At 71.9% G+C, this 26,765-nt stretch carries 21 protein-coding genes; 11 read left to right on the top strand and 10 right to left on the bottom strand.

The features are described 5' to 3' along the window. Positions 1-80 precede the first annotated feature (80 nt). Positions 81-1,172 (top strand): AI-2E family transporter, encoded by a 1,092-nt coding sequence (locus IEY91_RS12755; protein WP_189174032.1) that lies wholly within the window; start codon positions 81-83, stop codon positions 1,170-1,172. Here IEY91_RS12755 and IEY91_RS12750 read toward each other — a convergent pair. Further along, the gene (locus IEY91_RS12750; protein ID WP_229696912.1) at positions 1,100-3,475 is read right to left on the bottom strand and encodes an ATP-binding SpoIIE family protein phosphatase; all 2,376 of its coding nucleotides are present in this window, start codon (positions 3,473-3,475) and stop codon (positions 1,100-1,102) included. The genes IEY91_RS12755 and IEY91_RS12750 overlap by 73 nt on opposite strands. 250 nt (positions 3,476-3,725) lie before the next feature. On the opposite strand from IEY91_RS12750, the gene aspS reads away from it, so the two are divergent. Further along, on the top strand, positions 3,726-5,528 hold the full coding sequence (gene aspS / locus IEY91_RS12745; RefSeq protein ID WP_164322774.1) for an aspartate--tRNA ligase: 1,803 nt from the start codon (positions 3,726-3,728) through the stop codon (positions 5,526-5,528). Between the two features lie 69 nt (positions 5,529-5,597). Here the strand turns inward: aspS and IEY91_RS12740 are convergent, their stop codons facing one another. Continuing rightward, on the bottom strand, positions 5,598-6,002 hold the full coding sequence (locus IEY91_RS12740) for a VOC family protein (protein ID WP_189174031.1): 405 nt from the start codon (positions 6,000-6,002) through the stop codon (positions 5,598-5,600). Positions 6,003-6,007: 5 nt separating this feature from the next. Then, positions 6,008-6,391 carry a VOC family protein gene (locus IEY91_RS12735; protein ID WP_164322769.1) on the bottom strand — a complete coding sequence of 128 codons (384 nt, stop codon included), beginning with the start codon at positions 6,389-6,391 and terminating at the stop codon, positions 6,008-6,010. 185 nt (positions 6,392-6,576) lie between these two features. Between IEY91_RS12735 and IEY91_RS12730 the strand changes: the two genes are divergently transcribed. The 4 genes from IEY91_RS12730 to IEY91_RS12715 all read left to right on the top strand — a co-directional run bounded on the left by IEY91_RS12730 (position 6,577) and on the right by IEY91_RS12715 (position 12,454). Further along, a complete protein-coding gene (locus IEY91_RS12730) occupies positions 6,577-7,188 on the top strand; it encodes a TetR/AcrR family transcriptional regulator (protein ID WP_189174030.1) in 612 nt (203 codons plus the stop codon). Beyond that, entirely contained in the window at positions 7,185-8,384 is a 1,200-nt protein-coding gene (locus IEY91_RS12725; RefSeq protein ID WP_189174029.1) for a winged helix DNA-binding domain-containing protein, read from the top strand. Before IEY91_RS12730 ends, IEY91_RS12725 begins: the two co-directional genes overlap by 4 nt. 175 nt (positions 8,385-8,559) lie before the next feature. After that, positions 8,560-10,797, top strand: coding sequence for a P-loop NTPase family protein (locus IEY91_RS12720; RefSeq protein WP_189174028.1), 2,238 nt, complete (start codon positions 8,560-8,562; stop codon positions 10,795-10,797). 70 nt (positions 10,798-10,867) lie between these two features. Beyond that, positions 10,868-12,454, top strand: coding sequence for an ABC transporter substrate-binding protein (locus IEY91_RS12715; protein ID WP_189174027.1), 1,587 nt, complete (start codon positions 10,868-10,870; stop codon positions 12,452-12,454). Positions 12,455-12,485: 31 nt separating this feature from the next. Here IEY91_RS12715 and IEY91_RS12710 read toward each other — a convergent pair whose 3' ends face one another. Beyond that, on the bottom strand, positions 12,486-12,680 hold the full coding sequence (locus tag IEY91_RS12710) for a hypothetical protein (RefSeq protein WP_189174026.1): 195 nt from the start codon (positions 12,678-12,680) through the stop codon (positions 12,486-12,488). A gap of 243 nt (positions 12,681-12,923) precedes the next feature. Between IEY91_RS12710 and IEY91_RS12705 the strand changes: the two genes are divergently transcribed. After that, a complete protein-coding gene (locus tag IEY91_RS12705; protein ID WP_189174025.1) occupies positions 12,924-14,426 on the top strand; it encodes an MFS transporter in 1,503 nt (500 codons plus the stop codon). 20 nt (positions 14,427-14,446) lie between these two features. Here the strand turns inward: IEY91_RS12705 and IEY91_RS12700 are convergent, their stop codons facing one another. Then, complete coding sequence (locus tag IEY91_RS12700) at positions 14,447-14,920, bottom strand: ATP-binding protein (protein ID WP_164322756.1); 474 nt, start codon at positions 14,918-14,920, stop codon at positions 14,447-14,449. A gap of 243 nt (positions 14,921-15,163) precedes the next feature. Here IEY91_RS12700 and IEY91_RS12695 point away from each other — a divergent pair, with 243 nt between their 5' ends. Then, a complete protein-coding gene (locus IEY91_RS12695) occupies positions 15,164-16,015 on the top strand; it encodes a helix-turn-helix domain-containing protein (protein ID WP_189174024.1) in 852 nt (283 codons plus the stop codon). Between the two features lie 2 nt (positions 16,016-16,017). On the opposite strand, the gene IEY91_RS12690 is transcribed toward IEY91_RS12695, so the two are convergent. Beyond that, a complete protein-coding gene (locus IEY91_RS12690) occupies positions 16,018-16,881 on the bottom strand; it encodes an NAD(P)-dependent oxidoreductase (protein WP_189174023.1) in 864 nt (287 codons plus the stop codon). A 126-nt stretch (positions 16,882-17,007) separates the two neighbouring features. Here IEY91_RS12690 and IEY91_RS12685 point away from each other — a divergent pair, with 126 nt between their 5' ends. Next, entirely contained in the window at positions 17,008-17,595 is a 588-nt protein-coding gene (locus IEY91_RS12685; protein WP_164322750.1) for a TetR/AcrR family transcriptional regulator, read from the top strand. A gap of 77 nt (positions 17,596-17,672) precedes the next feature. On the opposite strand, the gene metG is transcribed toward IEY91_RS12685, so the two are convergent. Then, a complete protein-coding gene (metG, locus tag IEY91_RS12680) occupies positions 17,673-19,289 on the bottom strand; it encodes a methionine--tRNA ligase (RefSeq protein WP_189174022.1) in 1,617 nt (538 codons plus the stop codon). Between the two features lie 296 nt (positions 19,290-19,585). On the opposite strand from metG, the gene IEY91_RS12675 reads away from it, so the two are divergent. Next, complete coding sequence (locus IEY91_RS12675; RefSeq protein ID WP_204328047.1) at positions 19,586-20,050, top strand: hypothetical protein; 465 nt, start codon at positions 19,586-19,588, stop codon at positions 20,048-20,050. A gap of 85 nt (positions 20,051-20,135) precedes the next feature. Here IEY91_RS12675 and IEY91_RS12670 read toward each other — a convergent pair whose 3' ends face one another. Next, complete coding sequence (locus IEY91_RS12670) at positions 20,136-21,500, bottom strand: VWA domain-containing protein (RefSeq protein WP_306309892.1); 1,365 nt, start codon at positions 21,498-21,500, stop codon at positions 20,136-20,138. Between the two features lie 467 nt (positions 21,501-21,967). On the opposite strand from IEY91_RS12670, the gene IEY91_RS12665 reads away from it, so the two are divergent. Next, positions 21,968-24,085, top strand: coding sequence for a PhoX family protein (locus tag IEY91_RS12665; RefSeq protein ID WP_189174020.1), 2,118 nt, complete (start codon positions 21,968-21,970; stop codon positions 24,083-24,085). Positions 24,086-24,192: 107 nt separating this feature from the next. Here IEY91_RS12665 and IEY91_RS12660 read toward each other — a convergent pair whose 3' ends face one another. Both IEY91_RS12660 and IEY91_RS12655 read right to left on the bottom strand, forming a co-directional pair. Then, positions 24,193-25,434 carry a hypothetical protein gene (locus tag IEY91_RS12660; protein WP_189174019.1) on the bottom strand — a complete coding sequence of 414 codons (1,242 nt, stop codon included), beginning with the start codon at positions 25,432-25,434 and terminating at the stop codon, positions 24,193-24,195. Positions 25,435-25,609: 175 nt separating this feature from the next. Next, positions 25,610-26,749 (bottom strand): LysR family transcriptional regulator, encoded by a 1,140-nt coding sequence (locus IEY91_RS12655; protein WP_189174018.1) that lies wholly within the window; start codon positions 26,747-26,749, stop codon positions 25,610-25,612. Positions 26,750-26,765: the final 16 nt, after the last annotated feature.

Here is a 26,765-nt window from a genome sequence, read left to right as displayed (position 1 = left end):
GACCGCACGCGGGGACGTCCGGCGTCCGTACGGCCTACGCAGCACATGCGTGGGCCGTACCCCCGTGTTCCGGTGGACCCGTGCATACCCTTCTGCCCGAAGCCGTACGGCGCGTAGCTGCCTGGTGCCTGGTCACGCTGCTCGTCGCCGGGGTGGCCGGGGTCGGGGTGTGGCTGTGCTCGCAGTTGAAGACCGCCGTCACGCCCGTGCTGCTCGCGCTGCTCGGGACGGCGCTGCTCGGGCCGCTTTATCGGCGTCTTCTTAAGATGCGGGTGCAGCGTTCGCTGGCAGCGGCGCTGACCTGCGCCGCCGTGCTCGCCGTCGTCGGCGGGGCCACGTACATCGTCGTCGCCGCGCTCATCGACACCGGGGACCAGATCATCTCGTCCCTGAAGCAGGCCGCCGTCGACCTCTCCAAGCACTTCGGCGCCGCCGGCACCTCGCTCGACGACCTCGCGTCCAACGCCAAGGACCTGCTCGGCAAGTTCGGCGGCACCGCGGCCTCCGGGGTGGTCAGCGGGATCAGCGTGGTGGGCGAGATGATCGCCACCGCCGTGCTCGCGCTGCTGCTCGTGTTCTTCTTCCTGCGGGACTCCCACAAGACCGCGGGCGCGCTGCGCTCGCTGGTGCCCGCGTCCTCCGCCGACACCGTCGAGGCGATGGCGCGCCGCGCGTTCACGGCCGTCGAGGGCTTCATGCGCGGTACGACGGTCATCGCGCTCATCGACGCCGTGTGCATCACCGTCGGGCTGCTGATCCTGGACGTGCCGGGCGCCGCCGGGCTCGGCGCCCTCGTCTTCGTGGGCGCCTACATCCCGTACCTGGGGGCGTTCCTGTCGGGCGCCGTCGCCGTCCTCGTGGCGCTCGCCGACCGCGGCGTGGCCATCGCGCTGTGGGCGCTCGGCGTGGTCCTCGCCGTACAGGTCCTCGAAGGGCACGTCCTCCAGCCGATGATCCAGAGCCGCACCGTGCAGATGCATCCGGCGGTGGTGATGCTGGCGATCACCGCGGGGGCGTCCGTCGCCGGGATCATCGGCATGCTGCTCGCCGTGCCGCTGACGGCCGCCGCCTTCGGCGTCATCTCCGAGATGCGCGCCCGCTACAGCGCCCCGGCCGCGCCCGCCGCGCCCGCGTCCCCAGGAGACACCGCGTCCCCCGCAGACGCCTCGTAGAGCTCGAACCAGATGCTCTTCCCCTCGCCCCGGGGGTCCACGCCCCACCGCTCCGCGAGCAGCTCCATGAGCACCAACCCGCGCCCGGACGAGGCGAGTTCACCGGGGTGGCGCTTGTGCGGCAGGTCGTCGCTGCCGTCGGCGACCTCCACCCGCAGCCTGCGCGTGCCCTCCTCGCCGGTGACCTCGGCGACCAGGAGCGCGTCGCCGTCGGTGTGCACAAGGACGTTGGTGACCATCTCGGAGACCAGCAGGACCGCCGAGTCGACCTGGTCGGGGTCCGCCCAGTCGTGCAGCAGGTCCCGCAGGTGGCCCCGCGCCCCCGCCACCCGCTCCGGCTCGGCCTGCGCGATGGTCAGCATCGTGCGGCGGGTGCGGGCGCGCTGCTCCGGGTGGCCCGTGCGGCGCAGCAGCAGCACCGCTATGTCGTCCTCGCGGCGGTCGGCGAGGGGGCCCGTGGTGTGGTGCGAGGACGGCCCGTGCACGGCCTGCACGAGGGTGTCGGCGAGCGCCTCCAGGCTGTCGCTCTCGGCGGCCTGGGCTTCGTACGCGTCGTACGTCTCGGCGTCCCCGCGGTCGGCGGCTCGGTCCACGCTGTCTTCGTAGGCCTCAAGGATCTTGCGGATCCGCGTCCAGCCCGTCTCCAGGTCGTGGCCGCCCGTCTCGATCAGGCCGTCCGTGCAGACCAGCATGGTCTCGCCGGCGTCCAGGACGAGCCGGGACGTCGGGTAGTCGGCGTCCGGGTCGATGCCGAGGGGCAGGCCGCCCGCGATGGGGCGCTGCAGGACCGTTCCGTCACTCATGCGTATGACGGGTTCGGGGTGGCCCGCGCGGGCGATCTCCAGGACGCCGGTCGTCGGATCGGCCTCTACGTAGAGACACGTCGCGAACCGCGGGTCTCCCAGGGTGTCCTTTCCGCCGTGGCTGTCCCGGGTGTCCGTCGAGCCGTAGGTGATCCCGTCCGTGATGCCGGACAGGAAGCGCGTGGCGCGCGAGAGCACCGCGTCCGGGCGGTGCCCCTCGGATGCGTACGCGCGCAGGGCGATCCGCAGCTGCCCCATCAGCCCCGCCGCCCGCACGTCGTGGCCCTGTACGTCGCCGATGACGAAGGCGATGCGGCCGCTGGGCAGCGGGATCACGTCGTACCAGTCGCCGCCGACCTGCAGCCCGCCGCCCGTCGGCACGTACCGCGCGGCCACGCTCATCCCGGGGATCTCCGGGCCGAGCACCGGCAGCATCGAGCGCTGCAGGCCCTCGGTCAGCTCCCGCTCGGACTCCGCGACCCCGGCCCGCGACAGGGCCTGCGCCAGCATGCGGGCGACCGTCGTCAGGACGGACCGCTCGTCGGGCGTGAACGACACGGGGTACGTGAACGCCGCCATCCACGCGCCCATGGTGCGGCCCGCGACGGTCAGCGGCAGGAACGCCCACGACTGCCGCTCGAAGCGCGAGGCCAGCGGCCAGGCGGTCGGGTAGCGGCGGCGGTACTCCTCCGGAGAGGACAGGTAGACGGCGCGGCCGGTGCGAAGGACCTCGGCGGCCGGGTAGTCGGTGTCCAGGGGCATGGAGGCGAGCGGATCGTCGTCTCCGTAGCCGTGGTGTCCGTGGTGGCCGACGACGATCAGGCGGTCGGCCTTGGCGCCGAAGACGGCCAGGCCGTCCGGCGAGAACCCCGGCATGGACAGGCCCGCGGCGACCCTGAGGACCTCCTCCGTGGACCGTGCCTCCGCGAGCGCGCGGCCCGCGTCCAGCAGGAACGCCTCGCGGGAGCGGCGCCAGTCGCCCGTCACGGGGGTGCGGGCGGCCGCTCCGGGCGAGGGCTCGGAGACCTCCTGGAGGGTGCCGATGAGCTCGTACGTGCCCGCCTTGGCGTGGACGATCGGCTTGGTGCGGCTGCGCACCGTACGCAGCACGTGGCGGCCCTGCTCGTCCATGATCCGCAGCCGGGCCTCGGCGAGGGTGCCCTCGGCGACGGCGAGCTGCACGATGCCGTGGATCTCGTTCCAGTCCACGGGGTGGAAGCGGGAGCGTACGGCCGCCTCGGTGGTGGTCCTGGCGTGCGGCGGGAGGCCGAGGAGACGGGCTCCCTCGGCGTCGAGGGTGACGATCCCGGTGGCGTTGTCCCAGCGCCACAGGCCGGTGGCGATGGCCGCGAGCACGTCGCTCACAGGGGGCAGGGCGTCGCGGTCGGGGGGCTGGGAGCCGCGGTCGGGCGGCCGGGCGTCCCCATCGGCGGGCAGGGAGTCCCGGTCGGGAGGCAGGGAGGCGTCCCCCACCTGCTCGCGGGGCTCATCGGTGCGCATTGAATCACTGTAGGAACAGTGACGTACCGCCCGCCACCGAGTGCCCGGCCGGGGTCGGGGCGTACGCATGACGGGAACGCCCGGCCGGTATGCGGGGCCCGTGCCCCGGGGGCACCCGAATACGAGGGGAAGTGATCTTCCACCGGACGGTAGCCTTGACTGCCAGCAGCTTCTTTACGCAGCTTCTCCACGGCCGTCCGGGGACGTCCCGGGGCAGGCACCCCGATTCCGAAAGACTGGATGAACGACGATGCATCGGTACAGGTCGCACACGTGCGGTGAGCTCCGCGCCTCTGACGTCGGCACCGACGTCCGGCTCAGCGGATGGCTGCACAACCGGCGCGACCTGGGCGGCATCCTCTTCATCGACCTCCGCGACCACCACGGCATCACCCAGCTCGTGGCCCGCCCCGGCACCGCCGCGGCCGAGACGCTGGACAAGCTGTCCAAGGAGACGGTGGTCCGCGTCGACGGCAAGGTCGTCTCCCGCGGCGCGGAGAACGTGAACCCGGAGCTGCCCACCGGCGAGGTCGAGATCGAGGCCTCCGAGGTCGAGGTGCTCGGCGCGGCCGCCCCGCTGCCCTTCACCATCAACGCGGACGACGGCGTCAACGAAGAGCGCCGCCTGGAGTACCGCTTCCTGGACCTGCGCCGCGAGCGCATGCACCGCAACATCATGCTGCGCAGCGCCGTGATCGCCTCCATCCGCTCCAAGATGGTGGCCCTCGGCTTCAACGAGATGGCGACGCCGATCCTCACCGCGACCTCCCCCGAGGGCGCCCGCGACTTCGTCGTCCCGTCCCGCCTGAACCCGGGCAAGTTCTACGCCCTGCCGCAGGCCCCGCAGCAGTTCAAGCAGCTCCTTATGATCTCGGGCTTCGACCGCTACTTCCAGATCGCGCCCTGCTTCCGCGACGAGGACGCCCGCGCGGACCGCTCGCCGGGCGAGTTCTACCAGCTCGACGTGGAGATGTCCTTCGTCGAGCAGGAGGACGTCTTCCAGCCGATCGAGAAGCTGATGACCGAGCTCTTCACCGAGTTCGGCAACGGCCGCGAGGTGACGTCGCCCTTCCCGCGCATCCCGTTCCGCGAGTCGATGCTGAAGTACGGCAACGACAAGCCGGACCTGCGCGCCAAGCTCGAACTCGTCGACATCACGGACATCTTCGCGGACTCCGAGTTCAAGGCCTTCGCGGGCAAGCACGTGCGCGCCCTGCCGGTGCCGGACACCGCGTCGCAGTCCCGCAAGTTCTTCGACGGCCTCGGTGAGTACGCCGTCGAGCACGGCGCGAAGGGCCTGGCCTGGGTCCGCGTCGCCGAGGACGGCTCGCTGACGGGCCCGATCGCGAAGTTCCTGACCGAGGCCAACGTGGAGGAGCTCACCAAGCGCCTCTCCCTCGCCCCCGGCCACGCCGTCTTCTTCGGCGCGGGCGACTTCGACGACGTATCGAAGATCATGAGCGCGGTCCGCGTCGAGGCCGCCAAGCGCGCGGGCCACTTCGAGGAGAACGTCTTCCGCTTCTGCTGGATCGTCGACTTCCCGATGTACGAGAAGGACGAGGAGACGGGTCGCGTCGACTTCTCCCACAACCCCTTCTCCATGCCCCAGGGCGGCATGAAGGACCTGGAGGAGAAGGACCCGCTCGACATCCTCGCCTGGCAGTACGACATCGTCTGCAACGGCATCGAGCTGTCCTCCGGCGCCATCCGCAACCACGAGCCCGAGGTCATGCTGAAGGCCTTCGAGATCGCGGGCTACGAGGCGGAGACCGTCGAGCAGGAGTTCGCGGGCATGCTCCGCGCCTTCCGCCTCGGCGCCCCGCCCCACGGCGGCATCGCCCCCGGCGTCGACCGCATCGTGATGCTCCTCGCCGACGAGCCCAACATCCGCGAGACCATCGCCTTCCCGCTCAACGGCAACGCGCAGGACCTGATGATGGGCGCGCCGACCGTCCTGGAGGAGTCCCGCCTCCGCGAGCTGAACATCGCGCTGCGCAAGCCGGCGGCTTCCGGCAAGGCGGCCTCCGGCCAGGGGGAGCAGGACGCGAAGTAGTCCTTTTCGTAAAGCAGTTGGGCCCGGGACCGTGCTGGTCCCGGGCCCTTCTCGCTGTGCGCCCCCCGGCTACGCGCCCCTGCTGTTGACGCAGAACGGCTGGCCCGAAGGGTCGAGCAGTACCGTCCAGTGCTCGCCGCCCGGCTGGTGCGCGGGCTTCGTCGCACCCAGTTCCACGAGGCGCTCCACCGCCGCGCCGATGTCGGGGAACGTCAGGTCCAGGTGGAAGGGGAGCTCGTCGGCGGGCCAGTTCGGGGCCTTGTAGTCCTTGGCCGTGTAGAAGACGAACGTCGTCGTGCCGTCGCCGACCAGGAACGCGGTCGGTACGCCCTGCTCGTCCGGGTACTCCTGGATCTCGTCGGGCCAGCCGAGCGCCGCCGCGTAGAACTCCGCGAGCGCGCAGCCGTCGTGGCCCCAGAAGGCGTACGAGGACAGCTTGCCGGTGACCGGTGTGACCGGGGTGCTGGTGCGCATGGCGGTCACCACTCCTGGCGCTGGTTCACGCCGATGACGTGGCCGTCCGGCGTCGTGAAGTAGAGGATCTTGCGGCCGTCGACCTCGGTCTCCTTGATGACGTTCACCAGGGGGCGGATCCTCGCCACGTACGCGTCGAAGTCGGAGACGGCCAGGTAGAACATGCCGAACGCGCCGACCGGGGTGTCCTTGAGCACCGGCAGCCACTCGCGGAGCTGGTCGTGGCGGTGGACCATCAGCGCGAACTCGCCCTCGAAGAGCAGCAGGCGCAGGTCGTCGGCGGGGTCATCGCCGGCCGGGAGGGCCATGAAGCCGATCTTCTCGTAGAAGTCGACGGACGCCTGGGTGTCTTCGACGCCCAGGCAGGGGGCGATGGCGGGGGACTTCATTTGGATCACCTCGGGGGGAGGAGGGAGGGCGTTAACTAGTACATCTGTACTGTAGGGGAATCTGGACAAGGGTGCAATACGGACATCTCGCCGTCTCTTCGGCCTCTGGTGCTCTGAGGGATTGGGCTGGCGTTAAAGTACGTACGTACTGAAGTCGTCGCCTGTGAGCTGTTTAGGAGTCCCCCATGGCCGCCGGCCAGCCCCCTGCCAAGCGGCGTCGCCGCGATCCCGCGCTGCGGATCGAGGAGATCACCGCCGCCACCGAGCGGGTCATCGCCGAGCGCGGCATCGAAGGGCTCACACATCGCGCGGTCGCCGCCGAGGCGGGGGTGCCGCTGGGGGCGACGACGTACCACTTCGCCACCAAGGACGATCTGATCGCGGCCGCGCTGCGGCGTTCCGTGGACCGGTTCGGCGCGTATCTCGACGAGTGGGTCGCGCGTCGGCCCGGCCTCACCGCCGAGCAGTGCGCCGTACTGCTCGCCGATGCCGTCCTGCCGCCCGGCGATGGGCCCGAACGCGACCAGCAGATGGTCGAGTTCGAGTTGTACGTCGCCGCCATGCGTCGGCCCGCGCTGCGGGAGATCGCCGAGGAGCACCACCGGCTCTCCGTGCGGGCCCTCGCCCGCTACACCGACGCCGACACCGCCGAGGCGGCCGGTGCCGCGCTCATGGGGGTGAGCCTGCGGGCCCTCGCCGCCCCTGTGCCGCCGACCCGGGCCGAGATCGAGCGGGTGTTGCTGCGGATTCTCGTGCCGAATCCGGCGCTCGGCGCCGGCGAGGAGGGTGCGCAGTGATCGCTCGGCGTGCCGCCGTCAGTGACGGCGAGCGGCGTGCTCGGCTCGGTGTGCGGCAGTTGCTCGCGCCCGGCACCCGTGCCGCCCGCATCGAGGACGTCGCGGACGCCCTGGTCGGGCTGCACGCCACCGATCCCGCGACCGTCTTCCTGTCCGCCGCGGCCCGGCTTGCGGAGCCGTCCGTCGCGGAGGTGGAGCGGGGGCTCTACGACGACCTGACCGTCACGCGGATGCTGTGCATGCGGCGGACGATGTTCGTGGTGCCCACGCCGCTCGCACCGCTCGTGCACGCCTCGACCGCGCGGGCCGTCGCGGCCAAGGAGCGCGCGGGAGCGCTGGCGTTCGTCGCGGGGATCGGCTGGGACGAGGGGCGGTACGCCGCCGTGGAGCGGGCCGCGCTCGCCGCGCTGGCTGCGCGGGGTACGGCGGGAGCCGTCGAACTCGCCCGGGACGTGCCGGAGTTGGGGGAGAAGGTCCTCGTCAGTCCCGGGAAGTCGTACGCGGCGTGGCAGACGGCCGGGTCGCGGATGCTGCGGGTGCTCGCCGCCGAGGGGCGCATTCGGCGGGCCCGGCCGCGTGGGGCGTGGACGTCCGGTCAGTTCCGGTGGACGCTCGCGCCGGAGGCCGGTGGGGCGGAGCCCTCGGAACAGGACGTCGACCCCATTGCCGCCAAAGCCGCCCTCGCCCGCCGCTACCTCCACGCCTTCGGCCCCGTCACCGTCGACGACCTGAAGTGGTGGACCGGCTGGACGCTCACGGACGCGCGCAAGGCGCTGGCCTCGGTGGGCGCGCGGGACGTGGACCTGGACGACGGCACCACCGGTTACCTCGCCCCCGGCGACGAGGAGCCCGTGCCCGCCCCGGCGCCCTGGGTGGCCCTGCTGCCCGGCCTCGACCCCACCTCCATGGGCCGCCGCCACCGCGGCTTCCACCTCGACCCGGCGTACGTACCCGCCCTCTTCGACCGCAACGGCAACATCGGCCCCACGGTGTGGGCAGACGGCCGGATCGTGGGGGCGTGGGCGCAGCGCGCGGACGGTGAGGTGGTGTTCCGGCTTCTGGAGGACGGGGGCGCGGCGGTGCGTACCGCTGTCGCGGAGCGGGCCGCCGAACTCGGTGCGTGGCTCGGGCCGACTCGCGTCACGCCCGCGTACCGGACGCCGCTGGAACGGGAGTTGGCGGGGCCGAAGCGCTGAGCCCGCCATGTGGCCCCGCCCGCCACCGGCCGTCCGGCGTTCGCCGCCCGCGCAAGTCTGTCTCGGATTTTCCGCTGTCTTCCTCAAGTCACTCCACTACTCTGACGGTTCATCACACACATAGCACGTGTGTACGCAGCGCACAGGTGCGGAATGGCGACGCATCGGGGGGCCGGTGTCCGACGACCTGGGATTCGGCAAACTCCTGTACGACGACGGCCTGGTCGCCCGGCTGCTCGGCAAGACGCGGAAGGGCCGCAACCGCCCGCTCCTGTACGGCCCCGACCTGCCCGTCGTGCTCCTCACCGGCGGCCCCGGCATGGGCAAGGGGCGCCTCCTTCGCTGCGTACGCGACGAGTTCGGGCGCCATGTCCCCGCCGTCCACATCGACTGCGCGGCCCCCGCGCACGCCGAGCGCGCCGGTCAGCACCCGAGCACCCGCTCCGAAGTCACCGAGGCGCTGCGGGAGATGGCCGTCCAGTTCGGCGCGTGGGGCGGGGACGGCGGGCCGATCGCGGTGCCCCGGCTGTACGCGGGCCTCGTCGCCGTCGCGGCGGGCGATCCGCTCGCGGGTTCAGCCACCGGCCTGGAGGAGGTGCGCAGGCACGACGACCTGCTGCCCAGAGGGTCGTTCTGGGGCGGCGTCCTGCACCGCGCCTTCCGCTCCTACCTCGCCGCGCTCGCGGCCCTGCTCGCCGCCCAGCCCCTGGCCACCCCGCTCATCACCGCCATCCTCGACGAACTCTTCGAGCGGGTCTCCTCGGAGGGCAAGGCGGCCCTGGAGGACTGCTACGGCGCCTACTCGGGCGCCGCCGGGCACCCCCGGCTCGGCCTGCACGGGCTGAGCGTCGACTTCCAGCAGGGCGGCGAGGGGCGCGCCAACGCGGAGAGCTTCCTGTTCCGGGCGCTGCGCGAGGACGTCGAGGCCGCGTACACGTCGGTACGCGGCCGGATGGCGCGCGCCGGACGGCCCGCCGTGCTGCTCGACCACGCCGACAACGCGCTCGGCAGACGGCTCCTTCGGCCCGTCCTGCTCGACCGGGAGAGCGGGCACCACGACCGCGTGGCCGTGTTCGCCACGGCCCGGCGCGCGGACGGCGGCCGCTTCCTGTACCGGTCCACGGACGCCGACGCGGACGCGGTGGCGTCCTGGGGGCCCGCCGACGGCGGTCTGCCGGTGTGGCAGCGGGCGCGGGGCGGGGTGGCGGGGCTAGTGGCACCCGCGCGGGGGGTGTTGCTCGTACGCATGCCTACGTTGACGACGGAGCAGCAGAACGATGAGGTGGCCCGGCTGCAGGGGCGCGGGCAGGGCGGTGGCGCGGGGCACGCGGGACATCCGGGGCACGCAGGTCACATGAGCCACGCGGGCCACGCCGGTCACCCGCCGGGCGAGCACGCCTCGCGGCTCCGCGTCGAGAGCGGCATCCACCGCCTCGGCGGCGGCCGCCCCCGCTTCGTCACCCGGCTCGGCGAGGGCGCGGCCTCGCTGCGGGTGCGGGAGCCGGGCGCGTTCACCGACTGGGACCTCCTCGACGCGCCGGTCCGCTCGCGCGACGAACCGGAGGGGCGCCCCGTGCCCGTCGCGGACCTGCTCCTCGACGACCTGATCGTCCGACAGCTCCCCGAGGAACTGCCGCCCGAGCAGCACGACCACTGGCTGGACCTGCTCAGCCATCTCTCGGTCGCGCACACCGGCTCCTGCGCACAGGAGTTGATGCTGGCCCGGCAGGCGGGCCGCGACGAGCGCCTGTCCGCGTACCGCGTCGCCGAACTCCTCGCCGACAGCGGCTGGCCGCACTGCCCGCGCCACTTCATCGGCGACCGGGGGCTGCGCCACCTGCTGATGCGGCGGCTGCACCGGATGGGGGCACAAGGGGCCTGGCAGGCCGACCACGCCCTCCTCCGCGACCACTTCGCCAGCCGCTTCCCCACCGCCACCGACGACCAGTGCGGCACAGCCGCAGCCCACGCCGCCCACCACCACCTCGCCATGGGCGGCGCGGAGGCCGCCGTGGACCACCTGACCGGGGCGTTCCCGCTGCGGGACGCCACCCGCACCATGGCCGAGTGGTGCGAGGAACTCCTCGCGATCGCGGGCGCCCCCTGCGCGGCACCGCTCGCGGGCGACCCGGACGACCGGCACGCCCGCGCCCTCGGCGAGGCACCGCCGACGGGCGGCGACTGGCTGCGGCGCCGCGTCGACCGGCTGCTGCACGCGGTGTGGCTGTACGAGGACCGGACGCGCCCCGTGGACCAGGCGCTGACCGGCACCTGGCGGCAGTTGCTCGACCGGCTCGGCGACGAGCCGGTGCCGGGCACCGAGGTGCTGACCCGCAAGGCGGGTGAGTGGGCCCAACTGGCCCAGGAGAAACAGCCGTTGAAGCCGTGCGCCTGCACGCGCCACCTCGGCTAGCGCGACGTCCGGACGTACGTGGCGTACGTCACGTACACCACGCACGTGAAGCCCAGGAGGGGGCGCTGCGGTGCTGAACTGGCTGTACAACCATCTGTGGGCCACACGCCTGAAGAAGGCCGTGACGGTCCTGGTCGTCGTGGCCGTGGGCACGGCGGCGGGCATCCTCGTCCCGCAGAACGTGGGCGGCCCCGACACCTGCGCCGACGGCGTGGAGAAGCACGGCGGCGAGTGCATCGGCGTCAACGGCTCCGGCTACGACTTCGGCACCCCCGCCATCGCCAAGGTCAGCGACGCCATCGCCAAGGAGAACCGGCGCGTCGACGGCAGGCCGCACATCACGGTCGCCCTGATGCTGCCGCTCCAGCCGGAGTCGGACGCCGAGCGCGAGCAGTTGCGCAGCGACGTGCAGGGCGCGTACCTGGGGCAGTACCGCGCGAACCGCGCCGAGGAGAAGCCGCTGATCCGCCTCGTCCTCGCCAACCCCGGCCGGAACTACGGCCGGCAGGCGCGCGTCGTCGACGACCTCGCGGAGCTCGCGGACTCCCCCAAGCACAACCTGCGCGCCGTCACGGGCTTCAACCTGAGCCTGCGCAACACCGTCGACGCCGTCGACCGGCTCACCAACGAGCTGAACATCCCCGTCCTGATCAGCCGTGCCAGCGCCGACGAACTCGCCAACCCCGAGGGCCGCGAGGCCAAACCGCGCTTCAAGGGCCTGGCCCGGGTGATCCCCACCAACCGCCAGCAGGCCGAGGCGCTCGCCGCGTTCCACGGCGGTCTGCCCGACGAGAAGACCGTCCTCGTCAAGGACACCCGCCCCGACGACATCTACGTCGATTCGCTGGCGCGGGCGTTCAGCCGCGACGAGAAGGGGCGGCCCGGCGCCAAGGACCAGGAGTTCACCTCGCCCTCGATCAACGACCCGGGCGAGACCGGCAACGACTTCTCCCTCATCGGCCACAACATCTGCCGGTCCCCGGCCCAGGTCGTCTACTTCGCCGGACGGCCCGTCCATCTGCGCCTGTTCGCGATCAAGTTGGCGGAGGTGTCGTGCCACGGCAAGCGGTACAAGATCGTGAGCGGGTCGGGGGCGGCGACGCTCGACCGGTACATGAGCGACGCCGACTGGAAGAAGCTCCAGGGCGACGCGGGGGCCCGGCACGCCGCGGTCACCGTGCAGTACACCGCTCCCGGGCATCCTTCGGCCTGGTCGCGGGAGCTGAGCGGGGAGAAGGAGCGGCCCGCGTATCTGACCGAGCCGCAGAAGGAACTGGAGGAGCTGCGGAGTCTCGCCGCGCGGCAGGGCGCGGGGGACATCGGTCCCGTCCAGTTGGACGACTCGCGCACGATGCTGGTGCACGACGGGATGCGGACCATCGCGCAGGCGGTGTTCATGGCGAACGCGCAGACTCCGGGGGCGGTGCCACCGCGGGAGCGCGTGTCCGCGCAGTGGCCGCGGTTGGAGTCCGCGCACCGGGTGGCCGGAACCAGCGGGTGGGTGTGCCTCACCAACGCCGGGAATCCCTATGACAAGCCGGTCGCCGTCGTCGAGCTCGATCCGCGTACGCGAAGGCTCGCGTTTGCTGGGCTGGCATGGCCGGAGGGGGGCCGATCACAGCCCAAGGACTGTGTCGTACCCAGTGGAACGGGTTGATCCGTGGATCCGGTGAAGCGGAACGCGCCGGTCAGGCGGCGCGGTTCGGGGCGCTGTGGGCCTCGGCCTCGGCCGCCGCCCACTCCGTCACCAGGCGCTGGTACTCCCGCCGCTGGTCGGTGCTCAGTCGCCCGCCGCAGCGCAGCCACAGCGCACGGATCTCCTCGTTCACCTCGTCGGCGGTGCGCGCCGACAGCCGGCTCTCGGAAGCGGAATTCGTGGCCATACTGTGAAGCGTACGTGCGCCGGCGTGAAGGCGAAGTGAGTCCGGTCACTAAGTGATCAACGGCTCACCGTCACCGTACAAAACAAGCCACGTTCAAACTGTGGCGCTGCTCACGTCGCACGCAGGTCGCCTCCACGCCGCCCTTCAACCCCCGCTTGGGACTTCGGGGCCGCCCCACCCCTCCCCACCAGGCCGCACCCGCGCCCAGCTCTCCGGGACAGCTTCAACGAAACGCTTGAAGCCATGAGTGCTGAAGACGCCGCAGCCGCTGAAGCTGCCGAAGACGACAAACCCACCCGCTGGTGGACCCTGCTCGCCGTGAGCGCCGCCCAGCTCCTCGTCGTCCTGGACGGGACGATCGTGAACATCGCGCTGCCCTCCGCGCAGAGCGCGCTCGGCATGTCCGACGCGAGCCGCCAGTGGGCGATCACCGCGTACGCCCTCGCCTTCGGCGGGCTGCTGCTCATCGGCGGCCGGGTCAGCGGGGCCCTCGGCCACCGCCGGGCGTTCGTCGTCGGGCTCGCCGGATTCGCCGCCGCGTCGGCGCTCGGCGGGGCGGCGGCCAACCCGGAGACGCTGTTCGGTGCCCGCGCCCTGCAAGGGGTGTTCGCCGCGCTGCTCGCGCCCGCCGGGCTCTCGCTGCTCACCCTCACGTTCACCGAACCGCGGGCCCGAGGGCGGGCGTTCGGGGTGTTCGCGGCGGTCGGCGCCGCCGGTTCTGCGGTGGGTCTGGTGGCGGGCGGGCTCCTTACGGAGTACGCGAGTTGGCGCTGGTGCCTGTACGTGAACGTGCCGGTGGCGCTGCTCGCGGTGCTCGGCGCGACGTTCGTCCCCCGGGTCCGCCCCGCCCACGCCGGCGGTGCCCTGGACGTCCCCGGAGCCCTCCTCAGCGCGAGCGGCTTCGCCGCCGTCGTCTACGCCTTCAACGAGGCCGAGCCGCGCGGCTGGGACTCGCCCCGCGTCCTCGCCCTGCTCGCGACCGGCGCCGTACTCCTCGCCGCCTTCGTGGCCGTGGAACTCCGCACCCCGCAGCCCCTCCTGCCCCTGCGGATCCTCGTCCACCGCGCCCGCGCGGGCGCCTTCCTGGCGATCACGCTGCTGTTCGTCGCGATGTTCGGCTTCTACCTCTTCATGAGCTACTACACCCAGTCGGCGCTCGGCTATTCGCCGGTGGAGGCGGGCCTGACCCTGATCGTCAACGCGCTCGCGGCGCTGGTCGGCGCGACCTTCATCGCGGGGAAGCTGCACGGCCGGGTGGCGCCGGTGGCCCTGGTCGTACCGGGCCTGCTCGCGGCGGCCGCCGGCATGCTGATCCTCACCCGCCTTGCCCCGGACAGCGGGCACGTCTTCTGGCTGTACCTGGTCCCGTCCCTCACCCTCACCGGCCTCGGCCTCGGCTGCGTCCTGCCCCCGACGGCGAGCCTGGCGACGGCCGGCATGCGGGGCCACGACATCGGCGCCGCGTCGGCCGCGTACAACGCGTCCCAGCAGTTGGGGGCCGCCCTCGGCACCGCCCTGCTCAACACGGTCGCGTCCAGCGCGGCGGCGGCGTACGCGGCCTCGCACACGGGCGCCACCCCGGCGGCGGCCTCGGTGCACGGCTACACGAGCGCGCTCGTGGTGGGGTTCGCGATCCTGCTGGCCGCGGCGTGCCTGGCGTGGGCGCTGCTCGCGGTACGAGGGCGATGGCCCGGACGGGAGCCGTCGACCTCGGAACACTCGGAGGAGGCGGCTCCGCTCCCGTAGGCGACGCGAACCGCCGTCGCTCAGGCCGCCTCGGCCAGCTCGCACCAGACGAACTTGCCCTCACCGTCCGGGAGTTCGCTGTCGTCCGGGCGGTACCAGCCCCAGCCGTCGGCGCAGCCCTTGACCAGGGCGAGGCCGCGGCCCGCCTCCCGCAGGAGGGTGTCTCTCGCGGGGGGCACGGGGGGCTGTGGCGGGGTCGGGTCGGCGTCCCAGACCTCGATGCGAAGGACGCTGTCGGCCCAGAGCAGGCGCAGGGCCGCCGGTCCCTTCGTATGGGTCACCGCGTTCGCCACCAGCTCCGTCGCGACGAGCTCCGCCGCTTCGGACAGGTGGGGGAGGCCGTGGGCCGCCAGGATCACGCCGAGGGTGCGGCGGCAGATGGCCACGGCGCGGAGGTCGTTGGGGATGTGGAGGGTGTATTGCCAGGGGCTGGGAGCCGGGGTGGGGGCTGGTGTGGGGGTGGGTTCGTCGCCGGTGTCGGTGCTCTCGGGCATGCGGAACTCCAGTCGGTCGAAGTGGAGTCGGGGACGTTCGGCGCTCCCGGGGCGGTGGCTCGCCGGTGCCGCCTTGGTGGGGCGGTGCGGTGCGCTTCCTGCCTGCGGGGGATTGCTGAGGGTGGTCGCAACGTCACTGAAGGTAAGGCATTAATTTCTGCCTCGGCAACAAGCTCGCGTAACCTGCACCCGAACGAGGGCCGCCAACGTTTCCTGGATCAAGCTCTGTTGAGGTAGGTGCGTATGCCGCCGAGGAATCAGCCCACCGCGCGTCAGGTACGCCTCGGTACGGAGCTGCGCAGGCTGCGCGACGCCGCCGCGATGACCGCCCGCGAGGTCGCGGAGCTGCTCGGCTCGACCTCGGCGCAGATGAGCCAGATGGAATCCGGCATCGCCGGGGTCAGCGAGCAGCGGGTGCGCAGCCTCGCGGCCCACTACGCCTGCGCGGACGCCGAGTTGGTCGACGCCCTCGCCGCCATGGCGACGGAGCGTACGCGCGGCTGGTGGGAGGAGTACCGCGGCGTGCTGCCCGCCTCCTTCCTCGACCTGGCCGAGCTGGAGCACCACGCCACGTTCCTGCGCACGGCCGCCACCGGGCACGTCCCCGGCCTGCTGCAGACCGAGGAGTACGCGCGCGCGGTCTTCACGTTCACGGACTCCGACCTGCCCGCGGGCGGCCTCGAAGCGAGGGTCGCGCACCGGATGGGCAGGCGCGTGGTCGTCGAGCGGGACGGCGCGGTGGCGTACGACGCCGTCCTGCACGAGTCCGTCCTGCGCACGCGGGTCGCCGACCGGCGCGTCGCGCTGACCCAACTGGACCGGATCCTGCGGCAGTCGGAACGGCCGAACGTCACGGTCCGCGTCATCCCCTTCGACGTGGACGGCTTCGCCGGGGCCAACGCCTCGATGCTGTACATCGGCGGACCGGTGCCCCGGCTCGACACCGCGAAGCGCGACGCGCCCCACGGCGGCCCGTTCCTCGACGCGGCGGCGCAACTGATCCGCTACCGGACCCTCTTCCGCAAGGTGGAGTCGGCGTCGCTCGACCCGGCGAGGTCGCGCGACTTCATGCACCGCCTGTCGAAGGAGCTGTGAGGCTACTTCTTCATCAGCTTCAGTACGCTGCTGAAGCTGTCCGCGCCGAACCCGGCGTCCGCGCCCCGCCGGAACGCGTCCAGGACCGCCTGCGGGAACGCCGTGTCCACGCCCGCGTCCGCGTTGGTGTGGACGACGTGTTCCATGCTGGCCACGCCCATGGAGAGGCGGTCGACGTCGCCGGTGTGGTCGCCGGCGTCGATGCGGGCGGCGTAGAAGTCGATGAACTGCCCCATGCCCGCGTAGTTCTCGGTCACGTACGGAGCGATGTCCGCCGCCTTGATGCCGTGCGCGCCGGCCAGGGCCACGGCCTGCCAGTACGCGAGCATCGCGGGCCAGAAGACGACCATGTTGAGCTGGTACATGAGGGCGGCCAGGCCCGGGTCCTCGCCCCGGAAGTCCGTCTTGCCGGTGATCACTTCGAGGGCTTCGCGGTGCGTGTCGTACGCCGTGCGCGGGCCGCTGTAGAACGTCGACATGTCCGGGCTGCCGATGGTGGGCGGCGGCGAGAGCACCCCGCCGGTGAGGTGGGTGCCGCCCAGTTCCTCGGCCCAGCGCGCCGCCGCACGGGCCTGCTCGGGGGTGTCCGAGCTGAGGTTCACCAGGACGCGCCCGGCGACCGCGTCCTCGGCGCCCTTCAGCGTGGCGTACATCGCCGGGTAGTCGATCAGGCTCAGGACCACCAACTCGTTGGCGCGCAGGGCGTCTTCGGGGGACGCGGCCAGGTGGGCGCCGCGGGCGACCAGCGCGTCGGCGCGGGACGGGGTGCGGTTCCAGACGGTGACGTCGTAGCCCTGGTCGAGATACGCGGCGGCCATCGCCTGGCCCATGGGGCCGAGGCCGATGACGGTGACGGAACGTGACACAGCTGCCTCCAGGAGGAGAGGGTGATGCACGAAGAGTTACTAAAACGAACGCTCTATTTAGCGTCGGGGAGAACGTAACACAGCACTAGAACGAACGCTCTATCCAGTGGTGGGTAAGGTGGCGGGATGAGTCTGTACAGCGCGCCCCCCAGCACGCGCGAGCGCATCGTCGTGTGCGCCGCGCGGCTCATCCAGCGGCAGGGCTACGTCGGCACCGGCATCAAGCAGATCGCCCAGGAGGCGCAGGCCACGCTCGGCTCCGTCTACCACTTCTTCCCGGGCGGCAAGGAGACCGTCGCCGTGGCCGCGATCAAGCACGGCGAGAAGGAGTTCGCCTGGCTCCTCAAGGACGCGCTGCGCCGCGAGGACGACCCGGCCGCCGCGGTCGAGTCCTGCGCCGCCGAACTCGCCGTCGGGCTGCGGGAGTCGGGCTGGCTCGACGGCTGCCCCATCACGGCCGCCGCCCTGGAGACCCTCGGCACCGACTCCGAGATGCAGCGGGCGTGCGCCGACGCCCTGCAGCGCTGGGAGGGCGTCGTGGAGGAGAAGCTCCTCGCGTCCGGCTTCACCGCCGAGGACGCGGCCGAGGTCGCCACCACCGTCATCAGCACCCTGGAGGGCGCCGAGGTGACCGCCCAGGTCAGACGCAGCGAGGAGCCCTTGCGGGCGGCGGGCAGGCAGTTGGCGCGCCTGCTGCGTACGTACGAGGCCTGAGCCCCGCCACGTACGAGAAAGGGCCGGAACCGCAGCGCGCGGTCCCGGCCCTTCAACGTACGTACGTCACGTACTCACTAGGCCTTCTTCGGCTCCTCCAGGCGCGGGAAGAGCACCGCGCCCTTGGTGACCGTGGCACCGGCGGGCAGCAGGCCCCACGTGCCCGCGTCCTGCATCCGCTGGTCGGCGAGGGCACCCAGCGGGGCCTCGGCGCCGAGGGAGTCCCAGAGCTGCTGTGAGGTCTCGGGCATGACCGGGTTCAGGAGCACCGCGACCGCGCGGAGCGACTCGGCGGCCGTGTAGAGGATGCTCGCGAGGCGGGCCTTGCCCTCCGGCGATTCGTCCTTGGCCACCTTCCACGGCTCCTGCTCCGTGATGTAGCCGTTGACCTGCTTCACGAAGTCGAAGACGGCGAGGATGCCGCCCTGGAAGTCGAGCTCGTCACCGACGCGCCGGTCCGCCTCGGCGACGGCCTTGGCGAGCCCGTCACGGACGGCCTGCTCGGCCTCGCCTGGCGCCTCGTCGGCCGGCAGCGCGCCGCCGAAGTACTTGCCGACCATGGCGGCGACGCGCGAGGCGAGGTTGCCGTAGTCGTTGGCCAGCTCGCTGGTGTAGCGGGCGGTGAAGTCCTCCCAGGAGAACGAGCCGTCCTGGCCGAAGGCGATGGCGCGCAGGAAGTACCAGCGGTACGCGTCCACGCCGAAGTGGGACGTCAGGTCCTGCGGCTTGATGCCCGTCAGGTTCGACTTGGACATCTTCTCGCCGCCGACCATCAGCCAGCCGTTGGCGGCGATCTTGCCGGGCAGCGGCAGGCCCTGTGCCATCAGCATCGCGGGCCAGATGACCGCGTGGAAGCGGAGGATGTCCTTGCCGACGAGGTGCACGTTCGCGGGGAAGGTCTCGTCGAACTTCGCCGGGTTCTCGTTGTACCCGACGGCCGTGGCGTAGTTCAGCAGCGCGTCGACCCACACGTAGATGACGTGCTTCGGGTCCCAGGGAACCGGCACGCCCCAGTCGAAGGTGGACCGGGAGATCGAAAGATCCTGAAGCCCCTGCTTGACGAAGTTCACGACCTCGTTGCGCGCCGACTCGGGCTGGATGAAGTCCGGGTTCGCCTCGTAGTGGGCGAGGAGCTTGTCGCCGTACTCGCTCAGCTTGAAGAAGTAGTTCTCCTCGCTGAGCAGTTCGACGGGCTTCTTGTGGATGGGGCAGAGCTTCTCGCCCGCGTACTCGCCCTCGCCGTCGAGGAGCTCGCCCGGGAGCTTGTACTCCTCACAGCCGACGCAGTAAGGGCCCTCGTACCCGCCCTTGTAGATCTCGCCCTTGTCGTAGAGATCCTGGACGAACTCCTGCACACGATCGGTGTGCCGCTTCTCCGTCGTCCGGATGAAATCGTCGTTCGCGATGTTGAGGTGCTCCCAGAGGGGCCGCCAGGCCTCCTCCACGAGCTTGTCGCACCACTCCTGTGGCGTGACGTCGTTCGCCTCGGCCGTGCGCATGATCTTCTGACCGTGCTCGTCCGTGCCGGTGAGGTACCACACCTTCTCGCCGCGCTGACGGTGCCAGCGCGTGAGCACGTCGCCTGCGACGGTCGTGTAGGCGTGGCCCAGGTGAGGAGCGTCGTTGACGTAGTAAATGGGGGTCGAGACGTAGTACGCCGCCGCCCCCTGCTTCTCGGATCCAGTGGCCGCCATGGTCGAAATCCTAACGGCCCTCGGAAGATCGATTCACATGCGGACGAGTCGTGAGACGCGCCGCGGGCACCGGGCGCAGTGTGGCCGAAAGGTGAGTGCGGTGTGGGTGTGAGGTGGGCAGTGTGTGGTTGAAGTGTGACCGTAGTGTGGAGGGAGCTTTCAGGACGAACAGCTACAAAAACCCGCCAACCGCCCACGGAACCCATCCGTCCGCCCTGTCACAGGTGCCAGAGTCCGGGTGCGGCGCCTGACCGGGCGCCCGTGGATGAACTGCCTGACGCAAGGAGTTCGTTTTCGTGGGGAAGAAAGCAAGCACGCTTCTCGTAGCCGTCGCACTCGCCTCCGTGACCCTGGTGGGCCAGGCGAGCGCGGCACCCTCGGACCACACACCCGCGTCCGCCGCGAGCAGCGCGGCCAAGCCGGGGCCGCTCGCCGACCAGGTGCGGTACGCCCCCTTCACCCTCAACCACAACGAGTCCGTGAGCTCCAACACGGCCCGCCTCGTGATGCAGTCCGACGGCAACCTCGTCATCTACGACGAGTTCAACCGGGCCAGATGGGCCACCCGGACCGTCGGCCAGGGCTGGACCACGAGCTTCCAGGAGGACGGCAACCTCGTCGTCTACACCCGCAACGGACGCGCCGTCTGGGCCTCCAACACGGCAGGCCACCCCGGCTCGCGGCTCGTCGTCCAGGACGACGGCAATGTCGTGATCTACGACGGCAGCCAGGCGATCTGGTCCTCGCGCACGAACCACTGACGTCCCGCAGCCGCACTCAGCGGGGGCACCAAGCACAACGGCCGGGCCCTTTCGGGGCCCGGCCTCTTGCTTGTTGCTCTGTGGCTTACGGCCGCCAGCTCGCGAGAACTCCCTCGTACAACTCCTTGTCCGTGAGTTCTCTCGGGTCGGGGCCCGCGAGGAAGTGCGCGGCGTTGTCCGCCTTGAGCCTGCGGAGGTAGTCGAAGGCCTTGTTGTCGGGCTCGCCGAAGGCGACGAAGGAGAAGAAGAGGGGGTGGTGGGCGGCGTCGGCGAGGGCCTGGGTGGCGGGGCCCTTGGTGTCGGGGGCGCCGTCCGTCTGGAAGATCACCAGGGCTGGCTCGCCCGCGTGGTCGGACTTCTCGTAGTGCGCGACGACTTCCTCGACGGCGCGGTGGTAGCTGGTGCGGCCCATGCGGCCGCAGGCGGCGTGCAGTTCGTCGACGCGGTTCTCGTGGTGGTCGGCGAGGGTGAGGGCGGCGGTGCCGTCGATGTCCGTGGAGAAGAAGACCAGGTGGACGGTGGCGTCGGGGTCCGTGTGGGCGGCGAGGGCGAGGGCCTGATCGGCGAGGTTCTGGGCGGAGCCGTCCTTGTAGTACGGCCGCATGGACCCCGAGCGGTCGAGGACCAGGTAGACCTGGGCGCGGGTGCCGGTCTGGCCACCCTTGCGCAGGGCTGCGCCCGCGGCTTTGTAGGCGGTGGCGAGGCTGGGGGCCTGGGCCTTGACCTTGGCGAGGGTCACTGCGGGCTTGGCGTCCGGGTGGGGCTCGGCGCCCGGCTCGGCGCTCGGCTCGGCCGCCGGGGCGGGGTTCGGCTCCGCCGGGGTGGCCTCTTCCGGCGCGGCCGGGGGTACGGGCTTTTCCGGCTCCGCCGGGAGGTCGGAGGGGGTGCCCTTGTCGTCGGGGGTGCCGTCGGCGTGGGGCTCGGCCTCGGGTGCCGCAGCGGGGACTGGCTTGGCCTCGGGCTCGGGGGTGACCGTTGGCTCGGGAGCGGCGGGAGCGTCGTCCTCAGCCAGGGCCGGTTCAGCCTCGGGTTTCGAGGCGGGAGCAGCGGGCGTGGCCTCGTCCTTGGCCGGGGCCGCCTCGGGGGTGGCCGTTGGCTCGGCAGCGTCGTCCTCGGCCGGGACCGGCTTGGCCTCGGGCTCTGTGGTGGGAGCGGCGGTGTCCTCGGCCGGGGCCGGCTCGGGTGTCGCGGGAGCCGGCTCGTCCTCGGCCAGGGCCCGCTCGGCGGTGGGCGCGGGCGCAGGGGCAGCGGTGGGCTCGGGAGTCGCGGCGTTTTCGGCCGGGGTCGGCTCGGGTGCCGGGGCGGGAGCGGGGGCGGCGGGGCTCTCGGGGGCTGCGGAGCGGCGGGCCGGGACACGTACCGAGACGTTGTCGAAGGCCTGGGCGACCAGCGCCTCCGCGGCCGAGGCCTCGGAAGAGACCTGCCGAGGCGCGGCCTCCGGTACGGCCACCACGGCTTCTGGCAAGGACTCCGCGGGCGTACGCAGAGGCTCCGGCGCCGCAGGCGCCACCTCCGGCGAAGCCGCGGGTGACGGTACCGCCACAGCTTCCGGCAAGGACGACGCAGCCTCCGGCGAGGCCACCCCACCCTCCGGCAAGGACGCCGCGCCCGGCAAAGCCTCCGCCGCCGGAACGTTCTCCCCCCGCGACCGTCGGAAGACAGCCCGCAGACGACCCCAAATGCCCATGTGCGCAACCCTTCACGTGACTTGTCCCCCGGAGCGGTCCCTTGGCCAAGAGGGACACGTAAGGTTAGCGGCCGCCGCGCGGGCGGGGCGGGCGGGCCGCAACTGACACGGATTCACCCGCCGTTCACCCGCAGTCCCCCATGGCGCACGCCGCCACCCCTAGCCTCCAGCCGGAAACACCGGCAAAAAGAAGCCAAAGCGCCGTCAACCGGCCACCCATGGAGGACCCCGTGCGCAAGCTGCTGCCCCTGATCACCTCACACCCGGGCGGTTCCGGCGGCCGCTCGGCCATGACGTGCCGGTTCCGCTGTGGCGACGCCTGCTTCCACCCGGTGCCCAACACCAGCGACAACGAGTACATGGGTGACGTCATAGCGGGCGCGCTGAGCCGCCGCTCGATGATGCGCGCCGCGGCCGTGGTCACCGTCGCGGCGAGCGCGGCCGGCGGCCTCGCCCTCGGCCCCGGCGCGGCCGAAGCCCAGGCCGCCGCCCCCGAAGCGGCCGCGGAAGCGAAACGCAGAGGCAAGAAAGCCGCCCGCGGCCTCCGCTTCACCCCCGTCGCCCCCAACACCGCCGACACGGTCACCATCCCCACCGGCTACGGCCAGAACGTGGTGATCCGCTGGGGCGAGCCCATCCTGCGCGGCGCCCCGGCCTTCGACCCGGACAAGCAGTCCGCCAAGGCCCAGGCGGGCCAGTTCGGCTACAACAACGACTTCCTCAGCCTGCTCCCGCTGCCCGGCGAGAAGCACGGCGAGAACCACGGCCGCCAGGTCCTCGTGGCGAACCACGAGTACACCGACGAAATCCTGATGTTCAAGGCGTACGACGCCAAGAACCCCACCCGCGAGCAGGTCGAGATCGCCTGGGCGGCCCACGGCCTGTCCGTGGTCGTCGTCGAGGGCGAGCGCAAGAGCGGCGCCCTGCGCCCCGTACCGCGCCACCACCTCAACCGCCGCCTCACGGTCACCAGCAAGTTCCACCTCACGGGCCCGGCCGCCCGCAGCGAGTTCGTCCGCACCAAGGCGGACCCGCGCGGCGTCACCGTCCTCGGCACGCTCAACAACTGCTCGGGCGGCACCACCCCGTGGGGCACGACGCTGCACGGCGAGGAGAACTTCAACCAGTACTTCGCGAACGCGGAGAAGGTGACCGACCCGACGCAGGCGGCCCGCCTGAAGCGCTACGGCGTCGCCGGGGGCGAGTCCGAGCGCAAGTGGGAGCGTTTCGACGACCGCTTCGACCTCACCAAGGAGCCGAACGAGCCCAACCGCTTCGGCTGGGTCGTCGAGCTCGACCCGTACGACCCCGACTCCGCCCCGCGCAAGCGCACCGCGCTCGGCCGCTTCAAGCACGAGGGCGCCCAGCCGCGCCTGACCCGCGACGGCCGCCCGGTGGTCTACATGGGCGACGACGAGCGCTTCGACTACGTCTACAAGTTCGTGAGCAGCAAGCGGATGGCGAAGGGCAGCTCGCGCTGGGCCCGCGAGCACAACCTGACGCTCCTCGACGAGGGCACGCTGTACGTCGCCAAGTTCACCGGCGACTCCCCGGCCGCGGAGATCGACGGCACGGGCAAGCTGCCGAGCGACGGCGAGTTCGACGGCGGCGGCACGTGGATCCCGCTGGCCACCGCGTACGCGGGCGGCAAGGCGGTCAGCCACGTCGAGGGCATGACCGCCGACGAGGTGTACGTCTTCACGCGCCTGGCCGGTGACAAGGTCGGCGCCACGAAGATGGACCGCCCCGAGGACATCGAGCCGTCCCCGCAGTCCGGCAAGGTGTACGTCGCCCTGACGAACAACACCGACCGCGGCAAGCCCGGCAAGGCCGGCGCCGACGAGGCCAACCCGCGCAACCTCAACAAGCACGGCCAGGTCCTGGAGCTCACGGAGTCCCGCAACCGCCCGGAGGCCACCCGCTTCGGCTGGAACCTCTTCCTCGTCGCGGGCGACCCGAACGACCCGGCCACCTACTTCGCGGGCTTCCCGAAGGACAAGGTCAGCCCCATCTCCTGCCCCGACAACGTGGCCTTCGACCCGCACGGCAACCTGTGGATCTCCACCGACGGCGCCCAGCTCGGCTCGCACGACGGCCTGTTCGGCGTCGCCACGAAGGGCGAACGGCGCGGTGAGCTCAAGCAGTTCCTCACCATGCCCAAGGGCGCGGAGACCTGCGGCCCGCTGGTGCAGGACCGCCGTGTCCTGGTGGCCGTGCAGCACCCGGGCGAGATCGACGGCGCCTCCGTCGAGAAGCCCGCGAGCGCCTGGCCCGACGGCCCCGGCAAGCTCGTCCGCCCGGCGGTCGTGTCGGTGTGGCGCGAGGACGGCTGCGACATCGGCGTCTGAGCAGGCACTTGGTACGTGGCCTGAGTGCGTGGCTTCGTACGTGACGTGAGTACGCAGTCGGGGCGCCCCTCCACCGGAAGGGCGCCCCAACTACGTATCCGCTCCTGCTAATTGTTGTCCTGGTGCTTGCGCCGGTACATCGCGAAGCCAAGACCCGCCGCGCCGAGCGCCGCCATGCCGCCGCCCGCGGCGACCAGCGGGGTGCCGTGCGAGGGCGGGGTGGCGTTCTCCGCGCCGGCCTTCACGCCGCCGTGCGGGACGACGCGGTCGCCGGACGCCGAGGCGTTGGTGTCGGTGGTGTGCGCCTTCGGCTTGGTGTGCGGCTTGCCGCCGGTGCGGCCCTCGACCCAGCCCTTCATGGTGCCGTTCGGGTTGAGCACGAAGTGCGCGTCGTTGTGCTGGCCGTACGCCGCCTTGTTGCCGCGCTGCTTGAGGGTGTCCCAGACGATCTTCTTGCCGCTGCTCGGGGACTTGGCGATCATGTCGGCCTCGTACCCCGCCCTGGTCTTGTAGACCTTGGCGTCGAAGCCGGACTTGCCGAGGTTCTTGTACTCGCGGACGAAGACGCGCTTCTTCGCGGGCTGCGGCTTGGGCTTCGGCGGGGTGGGCTTGCCGGTCTTGGTGATGCCGCCGTTGGCATTGAGCGTGAACGTACAGCCGTTGATCTTCGTGGAGGCGGGCTTGATGTACGCCTTCAGGGAGCCCTTGGCCTTGCCGTTCAGGAAGATCTGGGCCTTGGCGCTGCGGGCGGAGGCGTTCACGTCGACCTTGGCGGTCCAGCCGTGGCCGAGGGAGACGGTGCCCTTGGAGACCCAGCCGCCGGGAACCGGCTTGTCCTTGTCCTTGTTGCCGTCCTGGTCGCCGCTGCCGGTCTTGGTGGCCGAGCCGTCCGACGTGAGCGTGAAGGTGTAGCCGTCGATCTTCGTGCTCGCCGACCGGCCCTCGGCGCTCAGCGAGCCCTTCGGGGTGCCGTCGAGGGAGATCTGGGCCTTGGCGGACCGGGCGGAGGCGTTCACCTCGACGTCCGCGGTCCAGCCGCCGCCCAGGCTGACGGTGCCCTTGGACTCCCAGCCGCCGGGGACGGGCTTGTCGGGGTCGGTCTTGTCGTCGGGCGTGGTCTTGTCGTCCGGGGTCGGGTCCGGGGTCGGGGTGACCTTGTCGTCCGGGGTCGGGGGCGGCGTGACCTTGTCGTCCGGGTTCGGGTTCGGGTTCGCCTGGTCGTCCGGCGCGACCTGGGGCTGCGGGGTGGACGGTGCGTCCGCGAACGCGGCGGTGGTCGGGACGGCGAGCGCGGCGATCGCTCCGGTGGCGATGGCGGCGGTGCGGAAGGTGCGTCGGGTGGCGCGCATGGCGGTGATCCCTCGTGGCTGGTCGGGCGTACTGTCCGTCTTTGTGCCCCTTTGCGGTGGCGACGGATACGAAGCTACGGGCGCCGTGTGTGCGTCGTCCGTAGGGAACGTAACAACCGGCCGGATACGGTGACGCGGAACCGTAAAACGGGAAAAACCCCAGGTCGGAGGGGGTTTAGAGGGGGGTGGGCCGAAGGTCCTGAGATGCGGCGGGACCAAGGTCCGGGGGCGGCAGGTGGCCCGTGGTCCGGGGGGTGAGCGGGGCGAGCGCGGGGGGTGTGACAGCCGCGGCGGCTGTGGCGGGTGGTGCGGGCGGGGGCGGGTTGAGGACCGGGACCGGGACCGGGGGCGGGTCGAGGGCCGGGACCGGGGGCGGGGCGGTGCCTCTCGTGCCGAGCAGCCAGTCCTGGTAGGCGGGGGCTTCGGCGGCGGCCTCCCAGTACGCGGCCTCCAGCTCGCCGTACACCGCGTCGAGCTCGGCCGTCGTGCGCGCCGCGACCAGGAGTCTGACCCCCAGCGGATCGCCGTACAGGGGTCTGACCGCCATGTCGGGTCTCGCCACCGAGGTCGGCTGGCAGACCGTGACGACCTCGCCGGTGGCGACGAGGGTGGCGGCGGTTAGGTAATCCCCGTGCAGGACACGGGGGTTGAGCCCGGCCTCCCGCAACACCCTTTGCAGTCCGTCCCATTCGCCGTCGACCGTCGGGTCCACCATCCAGCGGTCGGCCGCGAGGTCCGTGAGGTGGACGACGGGCTTGAGGGTCGCGGGGTGGTCGGCGGCGAGCGAGACGAACTGGGGCTCGCGGTCGACGAGCACGCGCCGCCGCAGCCCGTCCGGGACGCGCAGCGAGCAGCCTTCCACTTCGTGGACGAAGGCGATGTCAAGCTGACCGGCGGCCACCATTTGCAGGAGCGCGTTCGCGGACACGTCCATCTGGAGCGAGGTCTCGGTGCCCGGCATGCGGTGCCGCAGGCGGCGCAGCCAGCCCGGTATGGCGCGGCTCGCGGTGGAGCCGATGCGCAGGTGCGGGGTGCCGTCGCTCGCGCGGGCCGCCGCGGCGCGCGCCTCGGTGACCAGGGCGCGCATCTCCACGACGAGGGGGCGGGCCCGGCTCAGGACGATCCGGCCGAGCGGGGTCGGGCGGCAGCCGGTGCGCTCGCGGGCGAACAGCTCGCCGCCGACCGCGTGCTCGATCCGGCGCAGCTGCGTGGTCAGCGAGGGCTGGCTCATGCCGAGTTGGCGGGCGGCCTTGTGCAGGCTGCCCGTCTCGGCGATGGCACAGAGTGCGCGGAGGTGCCTGACCTCGAGCTCCATGGGCGTTGAGCGTAGA

This window comes from Streptomyces lasiicapitis (assembly GCF_014646335.1).
GTDB lineage: Bacteria > Actinomycetota > Actinomycetes > Streptomycetales > Streptomycetaceae > Streptomyces > Streptomyces lasiicapitis.
Note: the sequence above shows the minus strand (reverse complement) of the source record. Positions and strands in the feature narration are given on the sequence as shown.